A 15327-nucleotide genomic window follows, 5' to 3' on the forward strand; every position below is an offset into this window, starting at 1 on the left:
GAGTGGTTCCATGAACATTCAGAACAGTAAAAACAGGCCACTAAACAAGCTGTTATTGGTCATTACGGCATTAGCGCTTGCCCTTTATAGCAACATTTCCCAGGCCGAGGATTACAGCAACAACATCGGCTTTATGAAGAACCCGCCCAAGGAACTGAAAGAGAAGTTCCCGATGTGCGAGCAGTTTCTGGATGTGAAGTGGATCAGGCAGTTTCCCAACGGCGGATGGGTGGGGACGGTTACGGCGGATGTGTACTTCGGAGCCAAGAAGGAGCAGCGTGAGCTGGCGGTGATGCAACAGCAAGGTGAATTTGTAACCGACTCCAATGCCAAGGTTATTGATATGTTGGATATGACAAATTCTACATGTCGCGGCAGAGCCCTTGTTGAGCTGATTTCAACAGCAGATATGGCGATCAGTCGGTATCGTTATCACGACAATCCGCAGCTGGCATTTGCAGTAAAGAAAGGCAATGAAAGCACTTTGATATTTAGACAAAAGCGTGATGACAGAAATTCAACAGAATTGGTGAATGGGCTACCCAAGCGCAGTTTTGCACAATTTAGTCGGAATATATGTGTGACCCTTCCTACGCAAAAAGCTGGCTGGTTGGTTGAAACACACAAACCTTTTCTGATCGAAAGCAGAATGTCTACTCTTGATAAAAAGCAATTCCAGTTGTTTATGAAAATAGCTGTTAGAGATTGCCCTATTATAAGTCCTCAACTGCCTTCAGGAATTGCAAGTAGCATTTGTTCCAATTTTAAAGAAGAAACTGCCCGTCTGTTTTCTGCATACGATTATGATGGAGATGGGAAAACAGACTATTACGCAGACTTCCTTCATGTCACTGCGTTTATCAACGATGACAGGCCATTCATAATGAAGGGGCCTTCCGGCTGTGACAATGGACGTTTCTTTAAAACTGGCCAGTTGCATCTTGAGCCGTACGACAGTCAGAAAGTAAGTAAGTGTATTTCAAATGAAAAGAGTAAATACCTGAAAAAGCTTGAAAATACCAATCGATAACATACAACCTCTTCGAGGAGACTGAAAATGGCTGATCAAGACAGAAGGAACCTTATTATTTCTCAAATGACAGATTCATTGGGATGGCATGCGCCGACAGTTGAAGATGGCCTTGGCGGGGCACCCGGCACCCCGGTATCGTTGAAATACAGCTTCCTTACCTCATACCCAAGCGATTCTGGTTTCATGACTCTCGGAGCAGGGGCCAGGACTGCTGTTGATAATGCTCTCAAGCTTTGGCAAACCTATGCTGGGTTGACATTCACGGAAATAACCAACCCTGCGGACTTAAACAAAGCAGATATTCAAGTTCGTTATTATAACGATCCAACAGATACGAAATATGGTGTCTCGTTCGAGGCAATAAGGGGACAGGCTACTTATTGAAGTCCTGTTAGAGAGGCTGCCAGATGCCGAGAATAGCAAGAGCATTGGGAGACAACTGCTATTACCACATCATCAATCGAGGTAATGGCAGGCAGCAGGTTTTTCATAAGGATGAAGACTATGGTGCCTTTCTGGGTCTGATGCAACAAGCACGGTTGAAGCACCCGGTTCGACTGCACGCATGGTGCCTGATGCCTAACCACTTTCATATGCTTGTACAACCAGAGCATGCTGATGAACTCAACAAATATATGCAGTGGCTCATGACCAGCCATGTTCGCCGTTACCACGCCCACTACAAAACCAGTGGCCATGTCTGGCAGGGAAGATACAAAAGCTTCATCATCCAGAGCGACGAGCACCTGTTAACGGTAGCCCGCTATATTGAAGCCAATCCTGTGCGTGCCGGTCTGTCGCCAACAGCCGCCCAATGGCGGTGGTCATCACATGCCGCCCGAACTGCTGGGAGTGATGGCTTACAGCCCGATACGTTTTTACTATCGTTGCCTGACGATTGGACTGCTTACGTGGATATGCCGCTAACTGACAGAGAACTAGAGAAACTGAGGAAAAGCGTGAACCGTCAGACACCATTTGGCAAGGAGGATTGGCAACATGAAGTATGCCGTGAAATGGGAATGGAATCGACATTGCGACCAGTCGGCTGGCCAAAAGGCAAAAAGCGTGACACCAATAAGTAGCCTGTCCCCTTTATCTCTTCAGGCCGCCTAAAGGAGCCATTCATGGGATTTGAAACAGCGCTCGATATTCTAAATTTTATAACCAACGCGGTAAACATCGGCTACTGGTTTTTGGCCGCAGCGGCAATGGTAGGTTCATTTATCACACTTAAGGGAAAAGCACCGATATGGGGACGGATTCTGGTGGCCCTTGCCATTGGCGGTCTGCTGATGAGCTGGCCGATCAGCAACCAGATCAAACACAACAAGCAAAAGAAGGAACGCAAAGCGGTTTACGATGCGGCCGACGCACAGTTTCAGATGCGCTGCAAGAGCGCCGGGGTCAAGATCTACCGCACCGTGGATAATGTGGAAGGGGTTCTGCTGATGAAGCTGCGGCCCAAGTGGGACCCCTATGATCAGAATCAGATTGATCCATATGGTGAAGATTTTGGCAGGGCTGATGGAGACCCGAAAGGCTACATCGGATCATTTCTGTGGGGGCGCGATAAAATAGGATCAACTGTTGAAGACCCCAAAAAAGCAGTTCGCCCCGCTTACCGCTACGTAGACGTTATTGAGGCAGATGGCAAACGTTACCGGTATACGGGATACATGAAGGAAGTCGGTAAAAGGACGCCTGAGTATGTTGCACGTGAACGCCTGAAAGATCCAACTTTTTCAGACGGAATCTTTGAATTCAGTTTGAAGCGTACCCTTGCCAAAGGGCCGGCCCCACGTTATGGCGTTACCTATGACGACATTACCACCCCGGAAGAGCGCAAGATGTGGATAGCAGGCAGTTCGCTCAAGATCATCGACCTGAAGACAAACGAGGTGATAGCCGAGCGAATCGGCTACATGATTGATCGGGGCATGGGTAGTACTGGTGGTGGAAGATCGCCCTGGCAGCATGCGGCCAGGTGGGCTTGCCCTAAATTCCCGGGGGTAGAGCGTCCAAAGCAGATGGAACAAACCAGAGACTTTACTGAGCAAGTACTCAAGATAAAGGGGCGTTAAAATGGCAACGCAAGAGATTGCAACCTATTTGAAGTATGCAAACCTGCAGATGGCGGCAGAGGCGTTTCTTGCTGATCCAATAACGAAGGTAATATATACAGGCGATAAGTATGTTAAAGCGCTTATAGACGGCAACGGCCACCCCAGCAGGTTCCCAACCTTGCTTGCCGAAGAGTTTGCCAGTACTTGGGAGGTGGTAGACCAGCAGGAAAATACCCCAAGCGGTTTTTCAGGCACCTTATTCCGAGAAAAAGCAACGGGCGACCTTGTCATCTCCTTCCGCAGTACCGAAGCCATTGATGACACCTTGCGCGACAGCGAGGGTACGAACAGATGTATTTCAAGTAACGGCTGGGCCTTCGGCCAGATAGCCGATATGGAGGACTGGTATAAAAGCCTCATACAGCAAGGTAAGCTTACCGCATCTTCACAATTTGATGTTACCGGCTACAGCTTGGGGGGGCATCTTGCCTCCGCTTTTGCCATCTTACGCCGCGAGTCCAACACCGAAAACGTTATAAAGCATATCTACACCTTTAACGGAGCTGGAACCGGAGGCTTGGAACCCGGAGTGACGTTAACCAACGTAATGGAAACCTACTTGGAGGTAATGTGGGGGGGAGAACCAGCTGTAACACAAGAAATTTTTTCTTATGATGAGCTGGGGAATCCATCGATGACGGTTGGGCAATTTTTGATGGCCAATGCACAAGCCAAGCTTGATGCCTTTATGCAGGAAAGCGACCGCGTGCATGGGCTTATTTCATCCGATCAACCGAATGCGTATTATAACAAATCACCAGTTGGATCATTGTTCAGCGATATTCGCTACTGGTATGCGATTGAAGTGGCACATTACCATACGACTACTTCGGCCTTTTGGGAAAATGTCGTATTTCCATTAGCCAAAATTGAAACCAACCCAGACCTACTGTTTGACAGCAAAATGACGGAGTTTTACGGCAGTGGGGTGACTGCAGTTGCTACCTCTGGACTTCATCACAGCAAAGACCGGGTTGCAATACAGATTGAAAACCAGCCGTTAATAAGAGGAAATCCCAGTTTGTTAGACTTACGAATAGTCGATAAATGGGAGCAAAACAGCTCTGGCGATACCCATAGTCTTGTGCTGATCATAGATTCGCTGGCCGTCATGGATACCATCAGTAAGCTAGACGACTATGTCACCATGGATCAGCTACAAAGCCTGTTTAAATCAGCTACTGCGACAAACGCAGATACCGTGCCTGGTGCCCAAGGCAAATCGGAAGGCGATACCCTTGAAACCATAGTCGATGCCCTTGCAAAGATATTTACCGGCAAAGATTCTAATCTTCGCAAGACTGTTGGCATAAACGAGAGTAATACATGGTGGATACCTGACTGGCGTAACGCTTTTTATAATGCTCTTAAAGACATCAAGACCAGTGACGGTTACAAAAACCTTGTAGGTAGTGGCAATTTTAGTGTTTTGACCAGCATGTCCGCAGAAATTGTCGCCAGCATTGCTAAAGCCGGCGACGAAAGTCCTACATCCGTCCCAACCGCCTACCGCTATGCACTAAAAGAACTAAACCCGTTTGCAATATCTGGTGTTGATTACAGTCAATTTAACAAAAATGGCGAACTCGACCTGTACAACCCAACCACCGACCAAGGCAGCCTTTCTGATGCCTGGATAGCCGACCGTGCAGTCATGCTCGCTTGGGTGATGAAAGCAAATACTGCTGATACTGGCGGTGTACCGAATAATCTGCAAGTGAGTGCTACTGTTGCCGAACTTGGAGGAAATGCTTGGAGTTTTATCGACCGGATTAGTGGTAAGAACGTATTGGTGTTTCCGCAAGGTAGTAGCTCAGACCCGACACAGGCAAAACGGTATGTTTTCTTCGGTAATGAAACAAGTGAGGAATTCCGTGGAGGCGAGTATACAAATCGCCTCTATGGCGGTGCCGGCAACGATACACTTTACGGAAATCGCAGCGATGACTACCTCGAAGGTGGCGCTGATAATGACAAACTGTATGGCGGTGGCGGTAACGACCAACTCTACGGCAACAGCGGCGATGACAAGTTATATGGTAACGATGGTATTGATACTCTCTACGGCAATACCGGCAACGACACCCTGGAGGGCGGTAAAGGCAACGACATCCTCTACGGTGGCACCGGTTTCGATACCTACGTCTACAATATAGGCGACGGTAACGACATCATAGTAGATGAGGATAATCAAGGCCATGTTATCATCAAGCGTAACGGCGTTACCATTCAAAGCAGCTGTTTTTACCGTGAAAGCAGTAGCAACATCTGGCGCGACGCCACCGGCTCCATAACTATCACCCACAACTCCCCCTGGCGGCTGGTCCTTGAAGACGGCGGTGTGATTGAACTGGGAGAAAACTTCCAGAACGGCGACTTCGGCATTAACCTGACTGAGCTACCCACCATCACTACCACCCGCACCATAGTCGGCGATTTAAACCCAATCCCACTCGATCCTGATTATCCTGATGAGTATCAATTTGATCCCTTTGGCAATCCTATTGAAAATGCCCAGGTAGATTCTTTGGGCAATGTGATCTGCGACCCTAGCGTGCATCTGCCCTTGAGGAGAGATTTTCTTTACGACAGCGCCGGTAACGATCGCATTCAGGCCGGTGGAGGAGACGATATTATCGATGCCCTCCGCGGTGGTGACGATATCCTTGAGGGGGGCAGTGGCAGCGATATCGTAAGCGATTATCATGGCGGCAATAACTTGCTGTTTGGTGACTACTACGGCGAAATGACAGCGTTGGTGAGTGCCGGAGAAACAGCAGAAAGCATCAACGAAAGAGGTGATCTGCTTGCGGCCGGCGGAGGTAATGATCAACTGTACGGCTCAAACCGCAATGACGCCCTGTTCGGTGGTGGTGGCAATGATCTGCTGGTGGGAGCAGGCGGCAACGACATCATTCTGGCAGATATGGGCATCACCTGGGCCCAAAAAAACTGGAGTGTCAACGGTTCAAACTTTACTGACATAGGTTTGGATACTGCTGTTGTTGCAGGTAATGACAATATCTACGGCGGTAGCGGCAACGACATCATTTATGCCGGTGGCGGGACTGATAGTGTCGACGGCGGCAGCGGTGATGATGTGCTGTATGGCGAAGGCGGTGATGATTCGATTATTGGCGGCTCCGGCAATGATGTAATCCAGGGTGATGCCGACTGGCAGGCTGCCAGCACTCACGGCAACGATTACATCGATGGTGGTTCTGGCGAAGACATCATCGAGGGGCTGGGCGGCAACGACACCCTGTTTGGCGGTGGTGATAACGACGAGATATCCGGCGGTGATGGCGATGACTATCTGGATGGTGAAGAGGGTGATGACCTGCTGTTTGGCGATAAAGGCAACGATCAGTTGATGGGGGGTGCTGGCTCGGATCAACTGTCAGGCAATGAGGGCGATGACTATCTGGATGGTGAAGAGGGTGATGACAGCCTGTTTGGTAATGCCGGGAATGACGAACTGTTTGGCGGCAGTGGCAATGACTGGCTTCAAGGGGGCACGGGCGATGATTACCTGGATGGTGAAGGTGACGATGACACTCTGCTGGGGGGAGACGGTAACGATCAGCTGATGGGGGGCGACGGAAATGACCATCTGCAGGGCGATGCCGGTAATGATTACCTGGATGGTGAGGCTGGTGACGATGTCTTGATGGGACTTGACGGCAACGACCAGTTGATGGGCGGTGACGGCAACGATCTGCTCCAGGGTGGTGCAGGTGATGATTATCTGGATGGCGGCGAAGGCGATGACCGATTGGCCGGAGAGGCCGGCACGAATCAGATCTTCGGAGGCGGGGGGAATGACCGCCTGCAAGGCGGCATCGGAGACGATTACCTTAACGGCGGCGAAGGTGATGACGAACTGTATGGCGACGCCGGGCATAACATACTGGTGGGCGGTACCGGCAACGATAACTACTACGTCAGCCCAAACAAGGAAACCGTTGAGATTTATGACGACTTTTCAGGCACTGAAAACAATTCCATCAATATTCAGGGCATCATAGATCGGAACAGTGTTGTGTTTGTAGAGAAGGATGGCCGGCTGACGGTTACCCTGCGCACCGCTACCGACGATGGTGGGACTGGTGGCACCATAGGAGGTGTGACAAATCCGTGCTTCACGACATCTGCGTCGACGGGTCTTCCGGTCAGCTTTTCTCTTGGCTCTAGCACTCCCTCCGGAAGCAGGGGCACGTATGTGGGGCCAGGCATCATGAATACCAGTTCTGCATTGATAAGACTTGGCATACCGCTGCCACAAGATGGTGGCGGTGTTGTGAATTATTGGAGCCAGGTGCCGTCATCCACTGTTCCTACACAGATGAACCTTTCTGAGCTAATAGCCGTTAGTCACAACCTGAACGAGGCCGACTTCTGCCGGGCAGGCAGTGTCGCTCCTCCCATCAGAATGGATCCACTGATTCTTGATCTCGACGGCGATGGGATTGAGACTACCCGCATCAACACCAGCACCTACTTTGATCATGATGCTAACGGTATGTCTGAACGGACCGCCTGGGTGGGTAAGGATGACGGCCTGCTGGTGATGGACAGAAACGGTGACGGCATCATCAACGATGGCCGAGAACTGTTCGGCGACAACACCCTGCTAAGAAGCGGCAGGCTGGCCAATAATGGTTTTGAGGCCCTGGCCGATCTGGACAGCAATAAGGATGGTTTGATCGACGCAAGGGATATCGGCTATGACCGGCTGCGGGTCTGGCAGGATGCCAACGGTGATGCCGTAAGCCAGGCAGATGAACTGCACGACCTGTACAGCCTGGGCATCAAGCAGATCAGCCTAGCCTCACAAGCGGTAAACACCCCGGACGGCAAGGGCAATACTATTGTCAGCAGCAGCAGCTTCCTGCGGGAGGATGGCACTGAAAGTGCGATTGCCGAATACCGCTTGCAGCGCAATCTTACCTACACCAAATCAACCACAACGACAACCGTCGCCGCAGAAACAGCGGCCCTGCCCGAGCTGGCAGGCACCGGCACGGTGGCAAGTCTGCAGCAAGCCATGCACGACAATCCTGATCTGAAAGCACTGGTGGGACAGTTCGTTGCTGAAATCGACAGCAGCGCACGGAATGTCCTGATGAAACAGATACTTTCTGTGTGGAGTGAAACTGAGACCGTTGAAGACGGTTCTCGTGGCGTCTTTATCGATGCAAGCAAACTTGCCGTTATTGAAGCGTTCATGGGCCGTGCCTTTGTTGGTGCGTTCGGCCCTAGCCCCAATAACGAGGCTGCTGTCGTGTTGGACGGTATTTATCAGCGGCTGCTGGAAAGCAACTATGCCCAGTTGATGATGCAGACTCACCTGAACGATCTGTACAGCGAGGTTGGTTGGCTATGGGACGAAAAGCAATACCGGCCGGTGGCCGACCTGACGCGGGTAATAGCACAGATAGCCGATAGCCTGGCAACGGACGCTACGGCAGGTAAGCAGCTGCTGGGCGAATTTGCCCGCACCTGGCGGGTCTCTAACTCAACCACCACCCTCTCCTACCTAAATTTCCGTGAATTTTTCGTGCGTATGGACGCCGACCTGGGCTGGGTGATCGATGCCGGCGGGTTACCGGTTAACAATTCACCAGCCGGAACAAACCGGTCGGAAGCTACTGATCGTCGCGGAACGACCTCTTTGTATGCTTCTTATGTCTCTTCCGGTGATGGCAACGATGTCGTCTATGGTGGTGATGGTAATAGTTCGCTCCAGAACAATGCCGGTGATGCCGTGCTAGTCGGCGGCAGCGGCGACAATCGGTTGTCTGCCGGCGCAGGTGACGACATTCTTGATGGCGGTGGTGGCAACGACACCCTCTATGGCGGTTCAGGTAATGATGTCTATATCTTCAGGCGTGGCACCGGCACAGACCATATCAGTGAGCTTAGTGCCGGTGATCTGCGTGATCTGATCTATGTTGGTGACTTTATCCGCCCTGATGAAATTGCCCTACGCAGGACGGGCAGTGATCTTGAACTGACGATCATCGATAGCGGTGACCGGATGGTTGTCACGGATTGGTTCGCTGACGAACAGTCCCGTATAGAACTGGTTCAATTCTCTGATGGTACGATCTGGACAGTGGATGCCATCAAACGGATGGCTTTGAAAGGCACCGAGGGCGATGACATCCTCGTTGGCTATGATAGCGATGACAGTGTCACAGGTCTGAGTGGCAATGACCAGCTGTTCGGTGGCGCCGGGAATGACATACTGGATGGCGGAAGCGGCGATGATCGGCTTGAAGGGGGAGTCGGTAATGATACCTACCTGTTCGGCCGCGGCTACGGCAGAGATCTTGTGGTAGAAACCCAAGCCACCGCCGAAGAGCACAACGTGATGCAGCTGACCGACGGCCTGCTTCCCGAAGACCTGCAATTGATGATCAACGGTGAAGACCTTGTGCTGGCCATCAAAAACAGTGACGATCTGCTGCAGGTCAAAGGCTGGTTTGCGTCCGTCCCTGCTCAATTGAACGAGATCCGCTTCAGCGACGGCACGATTTGGGACCGGGCTGCAATCCTCAGCCGGATGTCCGTTGCCAGTGATTCTGATGATTATCTGGTGGGGACACCTAACGCTGATCTGCTTGCTGGCGGGGGCGGGTTCGACACCATCTACGGCCTTGGAGGCAACGACATCTTGCACGGTGGTGTCGATGATGACTCAATCTATGGTGGAACCGGTGACGATCAGTTGAATGGCGGCGAAGGCTATGATTATCTTTACGACGATAACGGTAGCAATACCCTGTCAGGTGGTACCGAGGCAGACTTTCTTGAGGTAGCTGGAGGCACCAACACGCTCGACGGCGGAGCAGGCAACGACAATCTAACCATAACCGCTGGTGTCAACACCATCTTCTTCAGACGAGGGGACGGATTTGACAATCTCCAGACCTACCTGACTTCGGCCTCTATTGAAGGTGATACGGTCATTTTCGGTGCAGGCATCAGGCCAGAAGACTTAAGCATCCAGATCAAAAACAGCTCTCTGTCGGATGGCGGCGGTGATATCCGGCCAATGTTTATGGAATCAAGTCTGATTGATGGTGTTGATGAGACTGAAGAAGGATCACTATCAGGTTTTGTGCAGCTGGCCATCGGCATCGGCAATGATGAGGGGATGCTGATTACCGGTTCTGTTGAAGGTAGTTACCCTGAGGCTGAAATGCCGATGCTGGCCGACTATAGCTATGATGGGAATGACGAAGTTGACTACGGTGGCGAAGTTCTGAACCTGTATAACCTCCCCATTAAACGGTTTGTCTTTGACGATGGACGAGAATTGTCGCTTGAGCAGATCATCGGCATGGCCGATGCCGGAATAATCGGGTATCAAAATGGCTCGTGGGATGGTGAATTTCTTCTGGGAAGTGTCGCAAATGACGAGATTTACGGCGATGATAATAACAATGAAATCGATGCCCGCGACAACGCTGACTATCTGAGTGGCAGCTACGGCAATGACGCCTTGGCGGGAGGTTCAGGTGAGGACTATATCCGCGGCGGCTATGATAATGACGTAATTGCAGGCGGGACCGGTGATGACTACCTGGAAGGTGGCACAGGCAATGATGTCTATGTCTTTAACCGTGGTGACGGAAGTGATTATATAAATAACTACCCAAGTGGAACCTATGGAGATGTGGACACGCTTTCCTTTGGTGTCGATATTCTGCCCGGAGATGTACTTGCCCGGATTGATAGCGAAAGCGGAGAATTAATACTCAGTATAGCCGGGACTGAAGACAGCATCACGATACTGTGGCTTAATTCCTACAATAACTATGCCCCCTATCCATATTATCAAGTACCCCGGGTTCAATTTTTAGACGCAAGCGGCAGCGCCCGTATCTTTGACCTTATTGCAATGATCGAAGCGCACAAGGCTGATTTACTTGCTGCAGATGTAAACGCTGCAATTCCACTTTTTGGCGATGACACGGCAAATTTTGAGTTGACCGGAGCCGTGGAAATGGCCGGTGGCGACTATGCCGTGGCCTATGCCCAGACCGGTAATCTGTTCGCAACGCCTCGCTATCTGCAAGGCTCTTGGAGCAATGACACCATACTTGGCAGGGCTGGTGACGATACCATCGAAGGCGGAGAAGGGGACGATATCCTTGCCGGTGGGGCAGGCGACGACACCTACCTTTACTCCCAATGGGACGGCAACGACACCATTGACGATATCTCAACACCATCCGATCCAAACAGCCTGCTGTTCGGCTATGGCATTAGCCCCGATGACATCAGCCTCAGTCACGACCCGCAGAGTGGTCAGCTGCTGCTGAATATCACCACTACCGGCGAAACCATTCGCATTAACCACTTCATTGCTGCTGACCCATACGGCCCTCATGCCGTCGAATATTTCAAGTTCGATGATGGCACTGTCATGACCTGGAGTCAGATGATTGATAAGGGTTTCGATATCATCGGTAGTGAATGGGATGACATCTTGCAGGGAACCGGCACTGCCGACAGGATTACGGGAAGCGATGGCGATGATACACTGATCGCCGGCAGAGGTAATGACCAGCTTGTAGGCGGTAACGGTGATGACCTGTACCTCTATCAGCGTGGAGATGGGATCGACCGCATTGATGACTATGCGGTGCCGGACGAGGGAAATCGAATCGCCTTTGGTGAAGGCATCGCTGTTAGCGACATCACCCAGCGCCTGACGTACCGTGACAATACCCTGATCATCCGCGTGGGTAATGGCGGCGATGAGATTCATCTGACCAACTTCAATCCCGATGCGGCCGACACCGGAACGCGTGCGGTGCAAAGCTTTACCTTCAGCGACGGAACCATCCTTGCGTACGAAGATCTGGTCAAGCACACCTTTATCCTACAGGGCGACTCAAGTAATGACCTCATCCGTGGCACCAACCTGACCGACCGCCTCTATGGCTACGAAGGGGAAGACCTGCTGCAAGGAAGCAGCGGTAACGATACCTTGACCGGTGGGATCGGCAACGACCGGCTAGAAGGCGGCGCCGGCAGTGATGCCTATGTCTTCCATCTGGGCGACGGGGTGGACACCATCGCCGATGTCGCCACCCTTGAGGAAGGCAACCTGATCGTCTTTGGCGAAGGAATCACGGCCGCTAACCTGCAAACCAGAATCGAAGGGAGCAACCTGGTTATCGAATATGGTGACCTTGGCGATGCAGTCATTCTTGAGAATTACAGTTATAGCGGCACTAGCGGCAGCCATGTGGTAGAACAGATCGAGCTTGCTGACGGCAGCAGAATCAGACTTTCCAGCATTGTTGCTCCTGGCAGCGATGGTGACGACCTGATCATCGGCACGCCGTTTGACGATGTCATCGATGCAAAAGCTGGCAACGACGAGGTCTATGGCCTCTCTGGCAATGACCGGTTATTGGGCGGAGCCGGCAATGATTATCTGAATGGCGGGGCTGGTGACGACATGATTGCTGGTGGTCAGGGCAATGACGATTTAAATGGCGGCGCAGGCTTTGATACGTATCTCTTTAATCTCGGTGATGGTTCGGATCTCGTCTTTGATGCTGCCGAGCAAGGCGTAGGCAATATCCTTGCCTTTGGCGACGGCATCGCACGTAACGATATCACCATGACCGTGGAAGGCGCCGATTTGATTGTCAGGTATGGCGCCATGGGAGACCAGGTACGCATAGTTGGTTACAGCCCCACCGGCCAACGAAGCGATCTGCCGATCAGTGCACTACAACTGGCCGACGGCACCACCATAAACCTGCAGGAACTGATTAATCAGGCACCTGTATCAGGTTCTGATTCGATTGATCGGATGATAACCGAGGACACGGCATTCAGCTTCAAGCTGCCAGCCGATGCTTTCCTTGATCCGGAGGGTCTGCCTATGACCTATCGGGTGAGCGGGGCAGACAATACAGCATTACCTTCATGGATCAATTTTAATCCGATAACCCGTACCTTCAGCGGTACCCCCGGAAATGATCAGGTCGGCAACCATGAGGTGGTGGTTACCGCCTATGATGACCTAGGTGCAACCGTTAGCCGTACCCTGGTATTCACTGTGCAGAATACCAATGATGCACCGATTGTTGGCGTTGAAATTTGTGCTCATAACACTATTGAAGACCAAGGATTTAATTTCACTATTCCGGCCAATGCCTTCAACGATATTGATGCTGGAGACACTTTAACCTATACGGCTACCTTGGCTGATGGTTCTGCCTTGCCGGAATGGTTGTCCTTTGACGCTGCCACAGGAACCTTCAGTGGCACCCCAGGCAATGGTGAAGTCGGCAGCCTCAACCTGAACATCATCGCTACTGACCTAGCCGGAGCATCGGTGTCAACAAGCTTCACCCTGAACGTAACCAACACCAACGACGCCCCGGTAGTATTCAGCGCGATCGGCGGAAAGCGTGCCGTTGAAGATGAGCTATTTAGCTTCCAGATCCCTGCCGACACCTTCAAGGATGTTGATGCCGGTGATACGCTAACCCTGTCGGCCACCCTTGCCGATGGATCAGCTTTGCCCGCATGGCTTTCCTTTGACCCGGCAACCGGCACCTTCAGCGGTACTCCTGACAACAGCAGCGTCGGTACCCTGCAGGTTGCAGTAACCGCCACCGACCTGGCCGGCGCACAGGCATCCAGCAGCTTCAGCATCGCTGTTGCCAATGTTAATGACGCTCCGGAGCTGGCAAATCCGCTCGTAGATCAGGACGCCAAACAGGGTCAGGCCTTCAGTTACCAGATCCCGGCAAATAGTTTCATCGATATTGATTCGGGGGATTCGCTCAGCTACACCGCAAGTATGGAAAACGGCAGTCCACTGCCTGCGTGGCTCACCTTTGATGCAGCAACTGGCACCTTCTCCGGCATGCCTGATAGCACCAGGGTGGGCAGCATCGCCCTGAACCTGACCGCCACCGACCAGTCCGGCGCAAGCGTTGCTGATGCATTCACCATCACCGTAACAGGCGGCAACAGCGCACCGGTCGCAACCCCCGACACCGCCAGCATTGCAGAAGACCGCTGCCCGCCGGTTGTTGTCGGTAACGTGCTGGCGAACGACCACGACCCTGATGCCGCTGACACCCTAACGTTAGCCAATCCCGGCTTCAAACGGGGCGACTACGGCTATCTGGGGCTCTCCAGCGACGGCAAGTACGGCTACATGCTCAATAACCTTTCCTATCAGGTCCAGAGTCTCGGACGTACCGCTGAGGTGGTTGACAGCTTCGACTACACCGTCAGCGACGGGAAACTATCAGCAACCTCCTCACTTGACATAACCATCAAGGGAACCAACGACGCGCCGATCGTGGCCCAGCGTCTGGCTGATCAGAGCGTTAAGAACAGCAAGGCCTTCAGCTTCACCATGCCGGGCGATAGCTTCATTGATATCGACCAAGGGGATGCGCTCAGCTACACCGCCACCTTGGCCAACGGTAAAGCACTACCAAGCTGGCTGAAGTTTGATGCCGCAACCGGTACCTTCTCCGGTACCGCGCCCAAGAAGGCCGGTTACCTGGATATCCGGGTCACTGCCACCGACCAGGTAGCAGCCACCGGTAGCACCGAAGGCAGCCTTTCCACCTCCGATGTCTTCCAGCTCAGCTTCGGCAAGAACAACAAGAGCTCGTCCTACTGCTCCGACGATGATATCGAACGTAACGACAACTTCGACTGGATCAAGCGATACAAAGCCGGCAACCATGGTAATGACCACGATAATCACCGGTTCGGCGGCCATGATGATCATCATGATAACCGGCGCACAGATATGCCGGCAGCCAGTTCGATCCACTACCTTGATGCGGAACAAATGGACGCCTATCTGCGTGAATTTGACGGCCACACTACCCGCTCCAGCCACAGCGACAACACGATTGCCCAACGCTGGCTGGCGGTAAGCCGTGCTCTGGCCTACGACCTGGCCGAACTTGGCGACGATCAGGGCCGTAACCACCGCCTGGGGGCCGACATCGGCAACTTCGGCCGCAATATCGCCGGTACCCTCGGTTCTACCCACGCCTTCAGTATGGACACCACCCTTGCCTCCGGCAATTGTGGTACCGAGCTGAAGGGCTTCAAAGGATTGAACGAGGGTTTAAAGAGGATGTAGGTGTAAAAAACATG

Annotated in this window: 5 protein-coding genes; all 5 read left to right on the forward strand. The window is 52.1% G+C overall.

The features are described from left to right. Positions 1-10: 10 nt before the first annotated feature. The 5 genes from RBQ93_RS07595 to RBQ93_RS07615 are packed head-to-tail and all read left to right on the forward strand — an operon-like array spanning position 11 to position 15313. Positions 11-1030, forward strand: coding sequence for a hypothetical protein (locus tag RBQ93_RS07595; RefSeq protein WP_320371500.1), 1020 nt, complete (start codon positions 11-13; stop codon positions 1028-1030). A gap of 27 nt (positions 1031-1057) precedes the next feature. Then, positions 1058-1417 carry a hypothetical protein gene (locus RBQ93_RS07600; RefSeq protein WP_320371501.1) on the forward strand — a complete coding sequence of 120 codons (360 nt, stop codon included), beginning with the start codon at positions 1058-1060 and terminating at the stop codon, positions 1415-1417. A 23-nt stretch (positions 1418-1440) separates the two neighbouring features. Then, positions 1441-2118 (forward strand): REP-associated tyrosine transposase, encoded by a 678-nt coding sequence (locus RBQ93_RS07605; RefSeq protein ID WP_320371502.1) that lies wholly within the window; start codon positions 1441-1443, stop codon positions 2116-2118. A gap of 42 nt (positions 2119-2160) precedes the next feature. Continuing rightward, positions 2161-3117, forward strand: a complete 957-nt coding sequence (locus RBQ93_RS07610; RefSeq protein ID WP_320371503.1) for a hypothetical protein — start codon at positions 2161-2163, stop codon at positions 3115-3117. Between the two features lies 1 nt (position 3118). Then, positions 3119-15313 carry a putative Ig domain-containing protein gene (locus RBQ93_RS07615; RefSeq protein WP_320371504.1) on the forward strand — a complete coding sequence of 4065 codons (12195 nt, stop codon included), beginning with the start codon at positions 3119-3121 and terminating at the stop codon, positions 15311-15313. The last annotated feature ends 14 nt before the right edge of the window (positions 15314-15327 follow it).

Origin of the sequence: Trichlorobacter sp., from assembly GCF_034008105.1 — a bacterium.
In the GTDB taxonomy this organism is placed as follows: domain Bacteria; phylum Desulfobacterota; class Desulfuromonadia; order Geobacterales; family Pseudopelobacteraceae; genus Trichlorobacter.